Annotated in this window: 14 protein-coding genes; 3 read left to right on the forward strand and 11 right to left on the reverse strand. The window is 60.7% G+C overall.

The window, feature by feature from the left end:
* Nucleotides 1–76: 76 nt before the first annotated feature.
* The 5 genes from TU79_RS00105 to TU79_RS00120 form a co-directional block, all read right to left on the reverse strand.
* Entirely contained in the window at nt 77–1,306 is a 1,230-nt protein-coding gene (locus TU79_RS00105) for a nucleoside recognition domain-containing protein (protein ID WP_057006172.1), read from the reverse strand.
* Nucleotides 1,307–1,404: 98 nt separating this feature from the next.
* Nucleotides 1,405–2,736 carry a glutamate/aspartate:proton symporter GltP gene (gltP, locus tag TU79_RS00110; RefSeq protein ID WP_057006173.1) on the reverse strand — a complete coding sequence of 444 codons (1,332 nt, stop codon included), beginning with the start codon at nt 2,734–2,736 and terminating at the stop codon, nt 1,405–1,407.
* 729 nt (nt 2,737–3,465) lie between these two features.
* Complete coding sequence (locus TU79_RS00115) at nt 3,466–3,936, reverse strand: inhibitor of vertebrate lysozyme family protein (protein WP_057006174.1); 471 nt, start codon at nt 3,934–3,936, stop codon at nt 3,466–3,468.
* 2 nt (nt 3,937–3,938) lie between these two features.
* A complete protein-coding gene (locus tag TU79_RS24880) occupies nt 3,939–4,103 on the reverse strand; it encodes a DUF1328 domain-containing protein (protein WP_003187386.1) in 165 nt (54 codons plus the stop codon).
* A gap of 79 nt (nt 4,104–4,182) precedes the next feature.
* A complete protein-coding gene (locus TU79_RS00120) occupies nt 4,183–4,467 on the reverse strand; it encodes a hypothetical protein (RefSeq protein WP_057006175.1) in 285 nt (94 codons plus the stop codon).
* Between the two features lie 393 nt (nt 4,468–4,860).
* On the opposite strand from TU79_RS00120, the gene algB reads away from it, so the two are divergent.
* Nucleotides 4,861–6,207 (forward strand): sigma-54-dependent response regulator transcription factor AlgB, encoded by a 1,347-nt coding sequence (gene algB, locus TU79_RS00125; protein WP_003233753.1) that lies wholly within the window; start codon nt 4,861–4,863, stop codon nt 6,205–6,207.
* Between the two features lie 10 nt (nt 6,208–6,217).
* A complete protein-coding gene (locus TU79_RS00130; protein ID WP_057006176.1) occupies nt 6,218–8,005 on the forward strand; it encodes a KinB sensor domain-containing domain in 1,788 nt (595 codons plus the stop codon).
* 95 nt (nt 8,006–8,100) lie between these two features.
* On the opposite strand, the gene TU79_RS00135 is transcribed toward TU79_RS00130, so the two are convergent.
* From TU79_RS00135 to TU79_RS00155, 5 genes are all read right to left on the reverse strand, one after another.
* Nucleotides 8,101–8,877, reverse strand: coding sequence for an N-acetylmuramoyl-L-alanine amidase (locus TU79_RS00135; RefSeq protein ID WP_057006177.1), 777 nt, complete (start codon nt 8,875–8,877; stop codon nt 8,101–8,103).
* Nucleotides 8,878–8,964: 87 nt separating this feature from the next.
* Nucleotides 8,965–10,968, reverse strand: coding sequence for a GGDEF domain-containing protein (locus TU79_RS00140; RefSeq protein WP_057006178.1), 2,004 nt, complete (start codon nt 10,966–10,968; stop codon nt 8,965–8,967).
* On the reverse strand, nt 10,965–11,843 hold the full coding sequence (locus TU79_RS00145; protein WP_057006179.1) for an endonuclease/exonuclease/phosphatase family protein: 879 nt from the start codon (nt 11,841–11,843) through the stop codon (nt 10,965–10,967). Before TU79_RS00145 ends, TU79_RS00140 begins: the two co-directional genes overlap by 4 nt.
* A 10-nt stretch (nt 11,844–11,853) precedes the next feature.
* A complete protein-coding gene (dsbA, locus tag TU79_RS00150; RefSeq protein ID WP_057006180.1) occupies nt 11,854–12,489 on the reverse strand; it encodes a thiol:disulfide interchange protein DsbA in 636 nt (211 codons plus the stop codon).
* A 168-nt stretch (nt 12,490–12,657) separates the two neighbouring features.
* A complete protein-coding gene (locus TU79_RS00155) occupies nt 12,658–13,269 on the reverse strand; it encodes a c-type cytochrome (RefSeq protein ID WP_057006181.1) in 612 nt (203 codons plus the stop codon).
* Between the two features lie 297 nt (nt 13,270–13,566).
* Between TU79_RS00155 and yihA the strand changes: the two genes are divergently transcribed.
* Entirely contained in the window at nt 13,567–14,208 is a 642-nt protein-coding gene (yihA, locus tag TU79_RS00160) for a ribosome biogenesis GTP-binding protein YihA/YsxC (protein ID WP_015373414.1), read from the forward strand.
* 268 nt (nt 14,209–14,476) lie between these two features.
* Here yihA and polA read toward each other — a convergent pair whose 3' ends face one another.
* Complete coding sequence (polA, locus tag TU79_RS00165; RefSeq protein ID WP_057006182.1) at nt 14,477–17,260, reverse strand: DNA polymerase I; 2,784 nt, start codon at nt 17,258–17,260, stop codon at nt 14,477–14,479.
* Nucleotides 17,261–17,293 lie beyond the last annotated feature (33 nt).

Raw genomic sequence — 17,293 nt, forward strand, 5'->3', positions numbered from 1 at the left:
AGCCCCCTCCCACATTTTGACCTGTGAACACTTTCAAAATGTGGGAGGGGGCTTGCTCCCGATGGCGATTTCAGCCTCAGCCAAAGAACCAGTAGCACACCGCAATCGCCGCAACCACACCGGCAAACTCCGCCAGCAAGGCACACCCCACGGCATGCCTTGCCCGCTGAATCCCCACCGACCCAAAGTACACCGCCAACACATAAAACGTGGTCTCGGTACTGCCCTGAATCGTCGCTGCCACCAACGCGGGGAAGCTGTCCACGCCCTGGGTCTGCATGGTCTCGATCAGCATCGCCCGCGCCGCGCTGCCGGAGAACGGCTTGACCATCGCGGTCGGCAGGGCGTCGACAAAGCGCGTGTCCATGCCGGTCCACGCCACCAGATGCCGGATGCCTTCGAGGCCAAAGTCCAGCGCCCCGGAAGCACGCAGCACGCCCACCGCGCAGAGCATCGCCACCAGATAGGGCAGCAGGTTTTTCGCCACATCGAAGCCTTCCTTGGCCCCTTCGACAAACGCCTCGTACACCTTGACCTTGCGCAGCGCGCCGATCAGCAGAAACAGCATGATCAACCCAAACAGCGTCAGGTTGCCAAGAATCGACGACAGCCCGGCCAGCGCCGTGGCGGACAGGGTGGCCAGCAACGCCATGAAACCACCCAGCACCAGCGCACCGGGAATCAGGTAGGCCAGCACCACCGGGTCCCACAACCGCAGGCGCTGCATCACTGCCACCGACAGCAGGCCCACCAGCGTCGAGGCGCTGGTGGCCAGCAGGATCGGCAGGAAGACCAGCGTCGGGTCGGCGGCGCCTTGCTGGGCGCGGTACATGAAGATGGTCACCGGCAACAGCGTCAGCGACGAGGCGTTAAGCACCAGGAACAGGATCTGCGCGTTACTGGCGGTGTTGGGGATGGGGTTGAGTTCCTGCAGCGCCTTCATGGCCTTCAGGCCGATGGGCGTCGCAGCGTTGTCCAGGCCCAGGCCATTGGCGGCGAAGTTGAGGGTGATCAGGCCGATGGCCGGGTGGCCGGCCGGCACTTCGGGCATCAGCCGGCGAAACAGCGGCCCGAGGGCCTTGGCCAGCCAGTCGACGATCCCGGCTTTTTCGGCGATGCGCAAAAAGCCCAGCCATAAGGTCAGGGTGCCGAACAGCAGCACCATGACTTCCACCGACAATTTGGCCATGGCGAAAATGCTTTCGACCATCGCCGCGAAAATCCCGGCGTTACCGCCCACCAGCCATTGCGCCAGTGCTGACACCATTGCCACGACAAAGAAGCCAAGCCACAGGCCATTGAGCATCAGTTAAATCCCCCGAAAGATGGGGCGAATGATAACGGGGCTGGCAGAAACGACAAACCCCGGAATTTTCCGGGGTTTGTTTCAGCGCCTGAAGGTGATCAGCCGCGAGTGGCCTGGGCGGTCGGCACGGCTGTCCGGGTGCGCCAGTGCGGCAGCGAGTTCCAGTAGCGCTCGCCCTTGGCATCGTCGTACATGCCTTCCCAGCGAGAGATCACCAGCACGGCCAGGGCATTGCCGATCACGTTGAGGGCGGTACGCGCCATGTCCATGATGCGGTCGACGCCGGCGATGAAAGCCAGGCCTTCCAGCGGAATGCCCACGCTGCCCAAGGTGGCCAGCAGCACCACGAAGGAAACGCCCGGCACGCCGGCGATCCCTTTGGAAGTGACCATCAGGGTCAACACCAGCATCAACTGCTGGCCGACCGACAGGTCGATGCCATACAACTGGGCGATAAAGAGGGCGGCGATGCTTTGGTACAGGGTCGAACCGTCGAGGTTGAACGAGTAACCGGTCGGCACCACGAAGCTGCAGATCGCCTTCGGCGCACCATAGGCTTCCATCTTCTCGATCACGCGCGGCAGCACAGTCTCGGAACTGGCGGTGGAGTAGGCCAGCACCAGCTCATCCTTGAAGATGCGCATCAGCTTGATCACCGAGAAACCGAACAGACGGGCAATCAGGCCCAACACCACAAAGGCGAAGAACAGGATGGCGACGTAAACCAGGATCACCAGTTTGGCCAGCGGCAGCAGTGAAGCGAAGCCGAAGTTGGCGACGGTCACCGCGATCAGCGCGAAGACACCGATGGGGGCGTACTTCATGATCATGTGGGTGACTTTGAACATGCTTTCGGACACGCCCTGGAACATGGTCACCAGCGGCTCGCGCAGCTCGGGCTTGAGGCTCGACAAGCCGAGGCCGAACAGCACCGAGAAGAAAATGATCGGCAGCATCTCGCCACGGGCGACGGCAGCGAAGATGTTCGAGGGGATCAGGTTGAGGATGGTCTCGATGAACGCATGTTCATGCTGCACCTCGGCGGCAGTCGCCTGGTACTTGGAGATATCGACGGTGCCCAGGGTGCTCATGTCGATGCCTGCGCCCGGATGGAACAGGTTGGCCAGCAACAGGCCGACCACGATGGCAATGGTGGTGACGATTTCGAAGTAAAGAATGGTTTTGACACCGATCCGCCCCAGCTTTTTCGCGTCACCGACCCCGGCAATGCCGACGATCAGCGAGGAAATCACAATCGGGATCACGATCATCTTGATCAGGCGGATAAAGATATCGCCTGCCGGCTGCAAGATGTTGCTGATCCACCAGGCCTTTTCAGCACTGAAATGGTTGAGCACCGCACCGATTGCAATCCCCAGGACCAGACCGATGAGGATCTGCCAGGCGAGGCTTAGTTTTGCCTTCTTCATGTCATTACCCTTACTTCACGTGAACTTAAGGCGAATGCGCCAGCCGCAACGCTCGAGAGCGAAAAAGTGTGTGCACAAGCCTCCGTCGAAAGTGACCGCCGCGTGGCCGAAATGGCTTACTGGCAGGCGAAAAAAGCCGCAACTATTCCCATGCAACGGAACAACGTCTAATGCCGTAAACGCCTACCCCATGCCGAATCGGCATGGATTTTTTGGAAAATAACTGTCCGAACGGTCAGTTCGATTACGCCAATCTGACGGGCAAACAGGCCGTGAACCTGCCAATACAGGCTTGCTCAGAGAGACAGAGGCACGCCGAAGGGCTGGCACAAACGCCCGTAAATCAACGAGATTCGCGTCAGAAATATCTTATGGCGGGGGCAAAACTTTCTCGATAGATGGTCGAGTCGACACAACCAGTAATGGTTGGTGAAGAGCGAAAACGAAATATTCGGCTAAGGCCGGTATGGGAAGCGGCCCATCAGAGCAACGAGCCCGCCGCAAGTTCAGCAAGCTTGAGGACTTGCGAACTTGCGTCGCAGCTTTTCACCTGACCCGGCCCTTGCGCAGGCACTCCCTGTACCCGTAGGTCACGCCGATCTCGATTGATCAGAGCAACCCGGCCCCTTGGTCATGCATCGCCCTTGACGAGCGATGCAGACAGAAAAAAGCGATGGGCTTTTTTCTATGGACGCCGGCCCCGCAGACGCTGAGTGCGTCAAACGGAACCTAGTACCAATTCGGATCTTTCTTGAGCTGTTCCATCAACAGCTTTTGCATGCCTTCGTCCGGCTTACCGATAAACCGGTAATCGGCGTGCCGCGTCGGCGATTTGTCCTTCGGCAAACCGGCCGGGACTTCCACCAACAAGGCGTAGGCATCTTCCTTGTCAAAGCTGACGGCCACGATCAAACGCTTGTTCAGGCAGGTGTCCGCAGTCTCGCAGAGCGGCCCGACCAGGTACTTGTCGCCATCTTCTTCAACGGCGGTCATCTGTTGTTCGGCCGAGCCGGACAGGTTCATCACCCATTCCGGCAGGCGCTCTTCTTTCTTCACCACGTCTCGCCAGGTTTCACGGTACTGCGGGTCCGCACTGAGCAATTCGTTGGCTCGGGTCTGACCGTCATTGGCGGCCATCGCCAAACCGCTGCCGCCCAACAACAGGGCGACAGTAATGGCTTTAAAAGAAAGAGTGGTCATCTTCAGCCTCGGCCTTTACGACCAAAGAAGAACGAAGCGATGAACATCACCAGGAAGACAACGAACAGGATCTTGGCGATACCTGTGGCGGTGCCGGCGATGCCACCGAAGCCGAGGACTGCAGCCACAATGGCGATGATCAGAAACGTGATTGCCCAACTCAACATGGTGATTCTCCTTACGCTTTCATAGGGGGTAACAGCTGTGGTGCAGTGCGGTCGCTCAGTATGGCGCCCGGTTTATTGCCTAGAACACCCAACGTTCTTGCGCCGGGAGCTCGTCCAGGGTGGAGTCCTGGTCGACCACGCGCAGTTGCGGGGCAGTCACATCAGCAGCCGCGCTGGCGATGGAACGAAAATGGTTTTGCGTCATGGCCGGACGGTCGAATTGCGGGATTTGCTGCTGACTCTGCTGCCAGTGCTGCAACTGCTGGCCGCCAATCAACGTGACCATCAGGGCCAGGCTGGCGAACAAACCCTGTTGCAGGCGCAGTGGCGATACACGCAGTTGGCTGAGGCTTTGGCGAGTCATGCTGCATTTCTCCCGCTTTCTGATTATTGGTTCATGACACTCTTGGGAGATGTATTGCAGAGCGCATGCCAGCTTTTTTTCAAAATAAATATCAATAAAATCAATATCTTATGATTGAACCCAATACAAACGGCCCAGCATCCTGCACGATGCCCGTCTGCAGGCCGTGCGAAATGCACGATAGCCAGTGGTCGGATCAAGGGATAGAACCCGCCGCAGCGCTTGCCGAAGTCGCACGAAGGGCTAAAAACGCCACTAGCCCTGGTGCTGTAGGAAGGCGCGCAGATAGCTGCGCGAAGTAGCTTTTTTATCGATCAGAACAAACCATGCAACTTGCCCGATTATTCCGGGACTAATCACCATCATCATTTAAAGTTAAGGAGCGCGGGACAGATGGAATCAGCCAAGGAACTTCAAGGCCGCATTCTTTTAGTGGATGACGAATCCGCGATCCTCCGCACCTTCCGTTACTGCCTGGAAGACGAAGGCTACACCGTAGCTACCGCCAACAGCGCCGCGCAGGCCGATGCCTTGATGCAGCGTCAAGTGTTCGACCTGTGCTTCCTCGACCTGCGCCTGGGCGAAGACAATGGCCTGGACGTGCTGGCGCAGATGCGCATCCAGGCCCCGTGGATGCGTGTGGTAATCGTCACCGCGCATTCGGCCGTCGATACCGCCGTGGATGCGATCCAGGCGGGCGCGGCCGATTATCTGGTCAAGCCGTGCAGCCCGGACCAATTGCGTCTGGCCACCGCCAAGCAACTGGAAGTGCGCCAGCTCTCCGCGCGCCTGGAGGCGCTGGAGGGCGAAGTCCGCAAACCCAAGGATGGCCTCGACTCCCATAGCCCGGCAATGATGGTGGTGCTCGAAACCGCACGCCAGGTGGCCGGCACCGACGCCAACATCCTGATCCTGGGCGAATCCGGCACCGGTAAGGGTGAGCTGGCGCGGGCCATTCATGGCTGGAGCAAGCGCACCAAGAAATCCTGCGTCACCATCAACTGCCCGTCTCTCACGGCGGAACTGATGGAGAGCGAGCTGTTCGGCCACAGCCGCGGCGCCTTCACCGGAGCCAGCGAAAGCACGCTGGGTCGGGTCAACCAGGCGGACGGCGGCACACTGTTTCTCGATGAGATTGGCGACTTTCCGCTGACCCTTCAGCCCAAGTTGCTGCGCTTTATCCAGGACAAGGAATACGAACGCGTCGGCGATCCGGTGACTCGTCGCGCCGATGTGCGCATCCTCGCGGCCACCAACCTGAACCTGGAAGACATGGTGCGTGACGGCCGCTTCCGCGAAGACCTGCTGTACCGTCTCAACGTCATCACCTTGCACCTGCCACCGCTGCGCGAACGCAGTGAAGACATCCTGACCCTGGCAGACCGTTTCCTGGCGCGCTTCGTCAAGGACTATGCTCGACCGGCGCGAGGTTTCAGCGACCAGGCCCGCGAGGCGCTGCTCAACTACCGCTGGCCAGGCAATATCCGCGAACTGCGCAACGTTGTGGAGCGCGCGAGCATCATTTGCCCCCAGGAAAAAGTCGAAATCAGCCACCTGGGGATGGCGGAACAGCCGACCAACAATGCGCCGCGCATCGGTGCGGCGTTGAGCCTGGATGAGCTGGAAAAAGCCCACATCGGCGCCGTACTGGCCACCAGCGATACCCTGGATCAGGCGGCCCGCACACTGGGTATCGACGCGTCGACGCTGTACCGCAAACGCAAACAGTACAACCTGTGAGCTTTACCTTATGAAGCTTGCGATGAAACTGCGCACTCGGTTATTCCTGAGCATCTCCGCACTGATCACCGTTGCCCTGCTGGGCCTGGTGCTGGGGCTGGTCAGCGTGATGCAAATGGCAAAGAGCCAGGAATCGCTGATCCGCAGCAACTTCATCACCCTGGACCTGGGGCTCAAGCTGCGTCAGAGCCTGGGGGACCAGTTGATCCTGATGCTGGAAGAGCAACCCGACGCCAAGGCTCTGGAGACATCCAAGCAGCAGTATTTTGCATTGCTGGACGAAGGTATCGCCCATGAAAAGCGTGATGGGCGAATCAACGGTTTCAGCCAGGCGCGCATTGACTACCTGGACTTTTTGAAAGCGTTCGACGAAGCCCAGCGATCGCCACTGGCGAACAAAAAAAATCAGAAACTGACCGAAAGCTTCAATGCCTTGCGCAATGGCCTGATCGCCGAACACAAACAAGCCCTGGAAAACATCAACGCCAGCGAACACAAGTCGCGCAACCGAGCGTTATTGATCGCTGCGGCGCTGGGGGTGGTGGGGCTAGCCGTGCTGATTATCGGCTTCATCACCGCCCATGGCATCGCACGACGCTTTGGCGGGCCGATCGAAGCCCTGGCCAAGGCAGCCGACAAGATTGGGCAAGGTGATTTCGAGGTGACGCTGCCGATCTCGTCGGCGGCGGAAATGAACCAACTGACGCGGCGCTTCGGCATCATGGCCGAGGCGCTGCGCCAGCATCAGGCAACCAATGTCGACGAACTTCTGGCCGGCCAGCAGCGCTTGCAGGCAGTGCTAGACAGCATCGACGACGGCCTGCTGATGATTGATCGCCAAGGCCGCCTCGAGCACCTCAACCCCGTGGCGCAGCGTCAGTTGGGTTGGGACGAGGAGCGTCTGGGGCAAGGTTTGGGTGAAGCGCTGGTGCGTCCGGAACTGGATGAACAATTGCAGCTGGTGCTGCGCGGCGGCAACCTGGAGCGGGCACCGGAAGATCTGGAAGTGGAAGTCGAAGGCGAATTGCGCTTGCTGACCTACAGCCTGACGCCGGTGAGCCATACCCAGGGGCATATCCTCGGCGCGGTGATGGTGCTGCATGACGTCACCGAGCAACGCGCCTTCGAGCGGGTGCGCAGCGAGTTCGTATTGCGCGCCTCACACGAGTTGCGCACGCCGGTGACCGGCATGCACATGGCGTTTGGTCTTTTTCGCGAGCGCGCGAAATTTCCGTCGGAGTCGCGTGAGGCGGACTTGCTGGATACGGTCAACGAAGAAATGCAGCGCCTGATGCAGCTGATCAACGACTTGCTCAACTTCTCGCGCTACCAGAACGGCCTGCAGAAACTCACGCTGGGGCCATGCGACGTAACGGACCTGCTCGAGCATGCGCGCGCCCGCTTTGCCGAGACGGCAAATGCGCAACATATTGAATTATTGGTGGAGGCCCAAGCCGACGTGCCACGGCTGTATGCCGATCAGGCGCAACTGGAGCGGGTGCTCGACAACCTGTTGGCCAACGCGCTGCGTCATACCGCCGAAGGCGGGCAAATCCACCTGCAGGCGCGACGCCATGGCGAACGGGTGATTGTCAGCGTCGAGGACAATGGCGAGGGCATTGCCTACGGCCAGCAAGGACGTATCTTCGAACCATTTGTGCAGGTGGGCCGCAAGAAAGGCGGCGCCGGCCTGGGGCTGGCGCTGTGCAAGGAAATTGTGCAATTGCACGGCGGACGCATGGGCGTGTACTCCCGACCGGGGCAGGGCACCCAGTTCTATATGGCGTTGCCTCTGTAGTCCGCAGGCTTCGTCGGCAGCGAACCCTGTGGCGAGCGGGCTTGCCACAGAGGCCGCTCACCATAAAGGTCGCGCGCCACAGGCCTGCCTGGGGTTTAGCGTTGGTTCAGAGCACTCAGGATCGCGGCGCTTTCGGCGTCTGGCGTGCCGTCGAACAGCGATGCACGGAAGTGCATCTGAAACGCCGCGATCACATGCCGCGTGGCCACGTCCAGCTCCCCAGTCTGTGGCGTCGTGTAGCCCAGCTTCGCCAACTCCTCCTGGAACCACGTGATGCTCGGCAGCTGCGTTACGTACTGCTGCTGGAACCGGGCAACCGTCTGGGCGTCGGGCCACTGGCCCAGGCCTTCGTCGGCCAGACGCTTCCAGGGGAACAATGGACCAGGGTCGAGTTTGCGCAGCGGCGCAATGTCGCTGTGACCGATGATGTTCTTGGGGGCGATACCGTTGCGTTTGCTGATGTCCTTGAGCAACACCACCAGGGATTTCACCTGGGCCTCTGAATAGGGGTACCACAGGCGACCGGTCGGGGAGTCCGTGTAACCTGGGTTGACGATTTCGATGCCGATGGAGCTGGAGTTGAGCCACGTGCGGCCCGCCCATTCGCTTTCCCCGGCATGCCAGGCGCGCTGGCTCTCGTCCACCAGCTTGTAGATGGTGGCGCTGGCGTCGTCGCCGATCAGGTAATGGCTGCTGACCTGGCCGTGGGTGAGCAAGGCCAGGGAGCGTTCAAGGTTGGTCGAGGTGTAATGAACGACCACGAACTGCACGCGATTGTCGTGGTTGACCGAGGGGTGGTTGGTGTCGATGCGCGGACCGCTGGAGCAGCCGGCGAGCAGAATGAACAGGGAGGCGAAGAAAAGGGTTTTCATGGCAGAAAGCGTCACGCTGAAGACAGTAATGCAACAGTGTAACGTAACGTGTGTGACACAGCGCTCAAATTACAAAATGGAACATTTTTACGCCGCCTGCACCTGATTACGGCCGGCAGCCTTGGCCCGGTACAACGCCTCGTCGGCGCGTTTGAGCGCCAGGTCGCTGCGCTCGCCCGGCTGGAACTGCGCCACGCCCATGGACAGCGTGATCGTCACCGGCTCACCCTTGAAATGGAAGGGGCAGGCCTCGATGGCCGCCCGCAGCACTTCACCCACAGCCAGCGCCTGGGTGAGTGAGGTGTCGGGCATGAGCAACACAAACTCTTCGCCGCCAAAGCGCGCAATAAAGTCACTGCCATGCAGGTGCTTGCGCAGCACGTTGGCGATGATCTTCAGCACCTTGTCGCCGGCCAGATGGCCGTAGCCGTCGTTGACGCGCTTGAAGTGATCCAGGTCGAGCATCGCCAGCGACAGGCTGTTTCCCTGCTGATGCCAGGCATTGACCTCGTGGTCCAGGCGTTCGCCCCACGCCGCGCGGTTGGGCAGACGGGTCAGCGGGTCAATCAGGGCCTTCTGGCGCTGCACTTCCATGTGCTCGCGATAGCCCAGCGCTTCCTGCTCCATGTTGGCGACGCGTTCGGCCAGCCCCTGGAGCCGCGCCGCCACTTCCTGCTCGCGCTGGTCCCGTTGCTCGCGGTGTTCGTCCATGGTGCCGAGCAAGCCCTCGATATGGCTTTCCAGCACCTGCTTGAGGCTGTCCAGGTCAGCCGCTTCCTGCACGCTGCTTTGCAGGCCGTCGACCTGTTCACGTATCTGCGTGTCCAGTTGGCGGGCGGCGGAGCGGCTGTCGAGATGATCATCGCTGGTCACCTGCAGATGGCTCTGGAATGCTTCAAGACGCTCGTTGAGGTGCTTGAGATAAGCCTCGAACTCATGCTGACCGCTGTCGGTGACTGCCAGCATCAGCACCGCCAGGTCGTCGAGGATGGGCAGCAGCTCGTACCAATTCAAGCCATTGGCCAGGCGCTCGCGCATGGCCTCGGCCTGGGGCCGGTGGCGCTCGGGCAGGCTCAGGTCTTCCAGCAGGCCGAGCAGGGTGCCTTCGATGTGCCGGGCCACGGAGCTGTAGGAAGGCTCTGGCGGGTCAGGCAGGGCGTAGCCGCTTTCACCGGGCGGCTCGTCGACTTCCTCAACTTCAAGAACAGGTGGCAGCGACAGGCTGCCGATGCTGGTCTCATCAGGTGTTTCAACCAGCAGGTCGGGTGTTTCGATAAAGGCCGCGAGCGCGCTTTCGTTGGGCGGATCTTCGGTTTGAGGTTCGGGTTCAGCGGTGGCGACGGCGGTTTCTGCAACCGCAGCTTCGACCTTGGGTTGCGCGGTGACTTCCGTCACAGGCGCTGCCGTCAGTGTTGGCGGCAATGGCGCACTAGTCGGCAAGACTTTGGCTGGCGGTTCGGATGGCGTAGTGGCCAGCTCTTCAGTCACAGGCTCGGGAGCAACCGGTTTTGGCGCGGGCGTTATCGCAGGCTCAACGGCCAGCGTCTCGGGCGCAGCCTCCTTGCCCCCCCCGAACAAACGTTGCAACAAACCCGGACCAGGCCGTGGGGTTTCGCCGTCAGCCTCCAGATTATTCAACGCCTGCCCCTGCAAGCTGCTCAATTCGCTGAGCAGCAGCGGAATTTCACGCGCCTGGCCCACGCGACTGTCCAGTTGCTTGGCAAAGGCTTTGAGCGGGCGCGCCACCTCGCGCGGCAGTGGCAATTGCTGCAGCTGGGCGACCAGAGCGGTGAGCGCGGTGCTGATCTGATCGACCCGGGTTTCGCGGCGCTGCTCTGAATCGAGCACGGCTTTTTCCAGACGCGGCAGCAAGGCGGCGAGGGCGGCGTCCATGTCGTCGGTGCGCACCACATCGCGCATTTCCTTCATGCATTGGTCGACGGCGCGGTCGGTGCCTTCCGCGGCCAGCGTGCTGCGTACCAGGCCTCGGCGCAGCAGGTCGAGGCGGGCGGCCCACCGGCGCTCGAGCTTGTCTTGCTGCTCAATGCTTAACAGGTATTTTTCTTTCCAGCGCTCGGCATCGTCGCTCATGCAAGGGGTCCGCGAGGGCTGGTGCTCAACGCGGGCAATGCATCAACCGTGAGCGAACCCGGCAGACGAATCTCTACCGCGACGGGCAGGTGATCGGAAATGGGCTGCGCCAGTACCTGCACACTTTCCAGCGTGAGGGTCGGGCTGAGCAGGATATGGTCCAGGCAGCGTTGCGGGCGCCAGCTGGGAAACGTCGCTTCGACCTGCGGCGCCAACAGCCCGAGGTCGCGTAACGGTGAATTCAGCAGCAGGTCGTTGGCGTGGGTGTTCATGTCCCCCATCAACACCTGGTGCTTGTAGTTGCCGATCAGCTCACGCACGTAGGCCAGTTGCAGGTTGCGCGTCCTGCCGCCAAGGGCGAGGTGCATCATCACGACTACCAGCGCTTCCGGGCCTTCGCCGAACCGTACGAGGATCGCGCCGCGCCCCTTCGGGCCTGGCAACGGATGATCCTCGATGGCCGTCGGCTTCAGGCGGCTGAGCACACCGTTGCTGTGCTGCGCCAGACGCCCGAGGTTGCGATTGAGTTGCTGGTACCAGTAGGGGAAGCCGCCGAGCTGGGCCAGATGTTCCACCTGATTGATATAGCCCGAGCGCAGGCTGCCGCCGTCGGCCTCCTGCAATGCGACCAGATCAAAGTCGTTGAGCAGGGTGCCGATCTTCTGCAGGTTGCCGGTACGTCCCTTGTGGGGCAGCAGGTGCTGCCAGCCACGGGTCAGGTAGTGCCGATACTTCTCGGTACTGTTGCCCACCTGGATATTGAAGCTGAGCAGGCGTAGACGGCTGTCCGCCGGCAGGCCCGTTGATTCCAGGTGATGTTCATTGATCTGCGGTTCGTGCAGGCCAATGCCACGTTCGGTTCCCCAGCGGCGCATGACGAGCCCCTTACTTGGCTGCACGCTCTTTGGCGATCAACTGGTCAGCGACATTGAGGGTCGCTTCGGGACCACCGGTGGTGCCCAGGTCGAAACGGTATTTACCGTTGACGATCATGGTAGGCACGCCTTGCACGCCGTACTTCTGCGCGAGTTCCTTGGCCTGCTTGATCTGGCCCTGGATGGCGAAGGAGTTGAAGGTGGCGAGGAACTTGTCCTTGTCGACACCCTGGGTGGCCACGAAGTCAGCCATTTCGTCCGGCTTGGTCAGGCGCTTGCCTTCTTTCTGGATCGCGTTGAATACGGCGTTGTGCACTTTGTGCTCGACACCCATGGCTTCCAGGGTCAGGAACAGCTGGCCGTGGGCGTCCCAAGGGCCGCCGAACATGGCCGGGATGCGCTTGAAGTTCACGTCTTTGGGCAGTTTCTCGACCCAGGGATTGATGGTCGGTTCAAACGCGTAGCAATGCGGGCAGCCATACCAGAACAGCTCCACCACCTCAATCTTGCCTGGCACCGAAACCGGCACCGGGTTAGCCAGCTCTACGTAGGTTTTACCGGCTTCAAGCGGCACATCGGCGGCCTGGGCGGTCATGCCGAAAAGACTGGCAGTGACGAGAGCGGCGCTGAGGATCAGATTACGCATGCTTTACTCCTGGACAAATAAAGTCGCCTCACGCGACCCTTTGTTGTGACAGGTCTACGCGGGCATGAGTTCGTTAGTGTAACGGCAGCAGCCACAAAAAAGGGCGGCCAGGGCCACCCTTTTTATGCTTGCATCGCGGGATTAATCGAGTGTTAACGTCGCGGCCCGTCAGTGCAGACCCTCGATGTAGCTGGAGAGGGCCGCAATGTCCTCATCGCTGAGCTTGCGGGCGATGGTGCGCATGGTCATCGCATCGCCATCGTTGGCCCGGCCTGCGTCTTCCCTGCGAAAATCAGTCAGTTGTTTGGCGGTGTACTGCGCGTACTGACCGCTCAGGTGCGGGAAGCCGGCGGCGGCATTGCCTGTGCCATTGGGCGCGTGGCAACCGGCGCAGGCCGGCAGGCCCTTGCTCAGGTCACCGCCACGGAACAGCTTTTCGCCACGGGCGACCAGCTTGGGATCGGCGGCGCCCACACTGCCTTTCTGGCCGGCAAAGTACGCCGCCAGGTCGGCGATGTCCTGGTCGCTGGAGTTGGCCAGCAAGCCGGTCATTTCCAGCACCGTGCGCTTGCCGTCCTTGATATCGTGCATCTGCTTGGCCAGGTAACGCTCGCCCTGACCTGCCAGCTTGGGAAAGTTCGGCACCGGGCTGTTGCCATCGGCCCCGTGGCAGGCCCCACATACGGCAATTTTGGTCTGGCCCGCCCTGGCGTCACCCGCGGCGTGGGCAACACCGGTGATGCCCAGGGTCAACAGCAGACTCACGATCAGTTTGTTCATCAGCTAATCCAACTACTCATCCAACTGCGACCAGAGGTTTTAAACGTTATCTACCGGATTTACTCATCATCAACGGATCGATGACGTGTTGATCTCCAGCCTTGCGGTCCCTGCACAAAACCACGCGCGGCATTGCCTTTGAACACAAACTCGGTTGTACAGCGCCTGGGGTTCCTGTGTAGCCTGAGCGCCATGAAAGCACACACAAAATCTGCGGCATCATATACTCGCGCTACTTAAACGGAAACGACACCGCTTGCCGCACTCTTTTTCGGCACCGCTCACATCGGAAATCTCATGCAACTCAAGAATCCCATCCTCGGTCTGTGCCAACAGTCCACCTTCATGCTTAGCGCCGCCAAAGTGGACCAATGCCCCGATGACGAAGGCTTTGAAGTCGCCTTTGCCGGCCGCTCCAACGCTGGCAAGTCCAGCGCACTGAACACCCTGACCCACGCCAGCCTGGCGCGCACCTCGAAAACCCCGGGCCGCACGCAGTTGCTCAACTTCTTCAAGCTGGACGACGAACGTCGTCTGGTCGACTTGCCGGGCTACGGTTACGCAAAAGTGCCTATCCCGCTGAAGCTGCACTGGCAGCGTCACCTGGAAGCTTACCTGGGTGGCCGCGAAAGTTTGAAAGGGTTGATCCTGATGATGGACATCCGTCATCCAATGACCGACTTCGACCTGCTGATGCTCGACTGGGCTGTCGCCAGCGGCATGCCGATGCATATCCTGCTGACCAAGGCCGACAAGCTCACCTACGGCGCTGCCAAGAATACCTTGCTCAAAGTGCAGGCCGAAATCCGCAAGGGCTGGGGTGACACGATCACCATCCAGCTGTTCTCGGCGCCAAAGCGCATGGGCCTGGAAGACGCCTATACCGTGCTGGCCGGCTGGATGGAGTTGGCGGACAAGGGCGCAGAGATCGCCGAATAGCTTTTCTGCAGGCAAAAAAAACCCCGGACTTCGTATGGGGAGGGGAAGTTCGGGGTTCAAGTTCCGGACCGCTAGGGCGAGGTCCGGATATCTGCCAACACTTAACACAACATAGGAGCTTTGAAGGGCTTCACCACCCATTCAGAGACTCTGAGTGACAATTCACAGGTTAAGTTCCGACCCGCTCGAAAAACTGTGAAATAACCGTAGGCCTTTTCCCACACAAGACGCTTTGCCACCGCACTTTGTCGGTGGCAAACGCCCGCCGTCAGTGCGCCTCGTCCCAGTTGTTGCCCACGCCCACTTCCACCAGCAGTGGCACGTCCAGTTGTGCGGCAGCGCTCATGTGCTCACGAATCTTCTCGCTGACTTCGGCGACCAGATCCTCACGCACCTCCAGCACCAATTCATCGTGTACCTGCAGAATCACTTTGGCATCCAGACCCGAGTCGGTCAGCCAGTTATCCACGCGCACCATGGCTTTCTTGATGATATCGGCTGCGGTGCCCTGCATCGGCGCGTTGATCGCCGTGCGCTCGGCGGCGGCCCGTTCCTGGGGTCTGTTGGAATTGATGTCCGGCACATACAGGCGGCGACCGAAGAAGGTTTCCACGTAACCCTGATCGGCAGCTTGGGCACGAGTGCGCTCCATGTACTCACGCACCCCGGGGTAGCGGGCGAAATACACGTCGATATAGGCTTTGGCGGTCTTGGTATCGACGCCAATGTCCTTGCCCAGCTTCTGCGCGCCCATGCCATAGATCAGGCCGAAGTTGATCGCCTTGGCACTGCGGCGCTGATCGGAGGTGACTTCGCCCAGCTCCACCTTGAACACCTCGGCCGCGGTGGCGGTGTGCACATCCAGATTGTGGCGGAAAGCATTCATCAAGCCTTCATCCCTGGACAGGTGCGCCATGATGCGCAGCTCGATCTGCGAATAGTCCGCTGCCAGCAGCTTGTAGCCCTTGGGCGCAACAAACGCCTGGCGGATGCGCCGCCCTTCAGCGGTGCGCACCGGGATGTTCTGCAGGTTCGGGTCGCTGGAGGACAGGCGCCCGGTCGCGGTCACCGCCTGGTGATAAGACGTGTGGATACGCCCGGTGCGCGGGTTGATCTGTTCGGGCAAGCGGTCGGTGTAGGTGCTTTTGAGCTTGCTCATGCTGCGGTACTGCATCAACACCTTGGGCAGCGGATAGTTATCTTCGGCCAGTTTGGCCAGCACTTCTTCCGCCGTCGAAGCCTGCCCCTTGCCGGTCTTTTTCAGCACCGGCATGCCGAGCTTGTCGTAAAGAATCGAGCCGAGCTGTTTGGGAGAACCCAGGTTGAATTCCTCACCGGCGATCTCGAATGCCTGGCGCTCCAGTTCGACCATCTTGTGGCCCAACTCGATGCTCTGGATACCCAGCAATTCCTTGTCCACCAGCGCGCCCTGACGCTCGATGCGCGCCAGCACCGGCACCAACGGAATTTCGATATCCGACAGCACGCTGGCCAGGCGCGGGATCGCGGCCAATTGCGCGTGCAGCGCCTGGTGCAGACGCAAGGTCACGTCGGCATCTTCGGCTGCGTAAGGGCCGGCCTGTTCCAGTGCGATCTGGTCAAAGGTCAGTTGCTTGGCGCCCTTGCCGGCGATGTCCTGGAAACTGACGGTGTCGTAGTCCAGGTACTTCTTGGCCAGGCTGTCCATGTCGTGCCGGGTGACGGTGGCATTGAGCACATAGGATTCAAGCATGGTGTCGAAGGCGATGCCGCGCACGGTGATGCCTTGCGCCGGGTCGCCGCCGATGGCGCAGTTGGCCAGGATGTTCATGTCGAACTTGGCGTGCTGGCCGACCTTGAGTTTGGCCGGGTCTTCCAGCAGCGGTTTCAAGGCCAGCAGCACGGTGTCACGGTCCAATTGGTCCGGCACGCCGATGTAGGAGTGGGTCAGCGGGATGTAGGCCGCTTCATGGGGCTGCACGGCGAAGGACACCCCGACCAACTGCGCTTTTTGCGCGTCGATGCCGGTGGTTTCGGTGTCGAACGCGAACAGCGGCGCATCCTGAAGCTTCTTCAACCACCGCTCGAAGGTCGCTTGGTCGAGGATGGTGGTGTAAACCGTTTCCAGCGGCGCTGTCGGTACAGTCTCGACGATCTCGGCCGCTACCGGCGCTACGCTCAGCTCGACGCGCCTGGCATCGCGCTGAATCTCGTCGTACCAGCTCTTGAACTCAAGCAGGGTGTACAACTCCAGCAGCTTTTCGCGGTCCGGCTCGATCAGGTGCAGGTCGTCCAGGCCGATATCCAGCGGCACATCGATCTTGATCGTGGCCAGCCGGTACGACAGGAACGCCATCTCGCGGTGCTCTTCCAACTTGGCGCGCAGGGTCTTGGCGCCGCGAATCGGCAGGCTCGGCACCATGTCCAACTGCTCATAAAGCTCTTTGAGGCCGCCATTGACGCCCATCAGCAAGCCGGAGGCGGTCTTCGGACCAATGCCCGGCACGCCCGGGATGTTGTCGGACGAATCGCCCATCAATGCCAGATAGTCGATGATCTGCTCCGGAGCGACGCCAAATTTCTCCTTCACGCCCTCTACGTCCATCGCGCTACCGGTCATGGTGTTGACTAGGGTAATGTGCCCGTCGACCAACTGCGCCATGTCCTTGTCACCAGTGGAGATCACCACCGGCCGGCTGGCAGCCGCGCTGCTGCGCGCCAGGGTGCCGATCACGTCATCGGCTTCGACGCCTTCGACGCACAGCAACGGAAAGCCCAGGGCGATCACGCTCTGGTGCAGCGGCTCGATCTGCAGGCGCATGTCATCGGGCATGCTCGGGCGGTTGGCCTTGTAGTCGGCGTACATGTCATCGCGAAAGGTCCCACCCTTGGCATCGAACACCACCGCGAACGGGCTGTCCGGGTATTGCCGGCGCAGGCTCTTGAGCATGTTCAGCACGCCCTTGACCGCGCCGGTCGGCAGGCCTTTGGAGGTGGTCAGCGGTGGCAGTGCATGGAAGGCGCGGTACAGATAAGAAGAACCGTCCACCAGGACGAGGGGCGCTTGGCTCATGAGCAGGATCAACCTTTTCGGCGGGTCAGGCGC

Source organism: Pseudomonas trivialis, from assembly GCF_001439805.1.
Taxonomy (GTDB): domain Bacteria; phylum Pseudomonadota; class Gammaproteobacteria; order Pseudomonadales; family Pseudomonadaceae; genus Aquipseudomonas; species Aquipseudomonas trivialis.

Coding starts and splice junctions, on each gene's coding strand:
- gltP (WP_057006173.1), bottom strand. CDS start 2,736: ATGAAGAAGGCAAAACTAAGCCTCGCCTGGCAGATCCTCATCGGTCTG.
- TU79_RS00140 (WP_057006178.1), bottom strand. CDS start 10,968: ATGAGCGACGATGCCGAGCGCTGGAAAGAAAAATACCTGTTAAGCATT.
- TU79_RS00115 (WP_057006174.1), bottom strand. CDS start 3,936: ATGACCACTCTTTCTTTTAAAGCCATTACTGTCGCCCTGTTGTTGGGC.
- TU79_RS00145 (WP_057006179.1), bottom strand. CDS start 11,843: ATGCGCCGCTGGGGAACCGAACGTGGCATTGGCCTGCACGAACCGCAG.
- polA (WP_057006182.1), bottom strand. CDS start 17,260: ATGAGCCAAGCGCCCCTCGTCCTGGTGGACGGTTCTTCTTATCTGTAC.
- TU79_RS00135 (WP_057006177.1), bottom strand. CDS start 8,877: ATGAAAACCCTTTTCTTCGCCTCCCTGTTCATTCTGCTCGCCGGCTGC.
- TU79_RS24880 (WP_003187386.1), bottom strand. CDS start 4,103: ATGTTGAGTTGGGCAATCACGTTTCTGATCATCGCCATTGTGGCTGCA.
- algB (WP_003233753.1), top strand. CDS start 4,861: ATGGAATCAGCCAAGGAACTTCAAGGCCGCATTCTTTTAGTGGATGAC.
- TU79_RS00120 (WP_057006175.1), bottom strand. CDS start 4,467: ATGACTCGCCAAAGCCTCAGCCAACTGCGTGTATCGCCACTGCGCCTG.
- TU79_RS00130 (WP_057006176.1), top strand. CDS start 6,218: ATGAAGCTTGCGATGAAACTGCGCACTCGGTTATTCCTGAGCATCTCC.
- TU79_RS00105 (WP_057006172.1), bottom strand. CDS start 1,306: ATGCTCAATGGCCTGTGGCTTGGCTTCTTTGTCGTGGCAATGGTGTCA.
- dsbA (WP_057006180.1), bottom strand. CDS start 12,489: ATGCGTAATCTGATCCTCAGCGCCGCTCTCGTCACTGCCAGTCTTTTC.
- TU79_RS00155 (WP_057006181.1), bottom strand. CDS start 13,269: ATGAACAAACTGATCGTGAGTCTGCTGTTGACCCTGGGCATCACCGGT.
- yihA (WP_015373414.1), top strand. CDS start 13,567: ATGCAACTCAAGAATCCCATCCTCGGTCTGTGCCAACAGTCCACCTTC.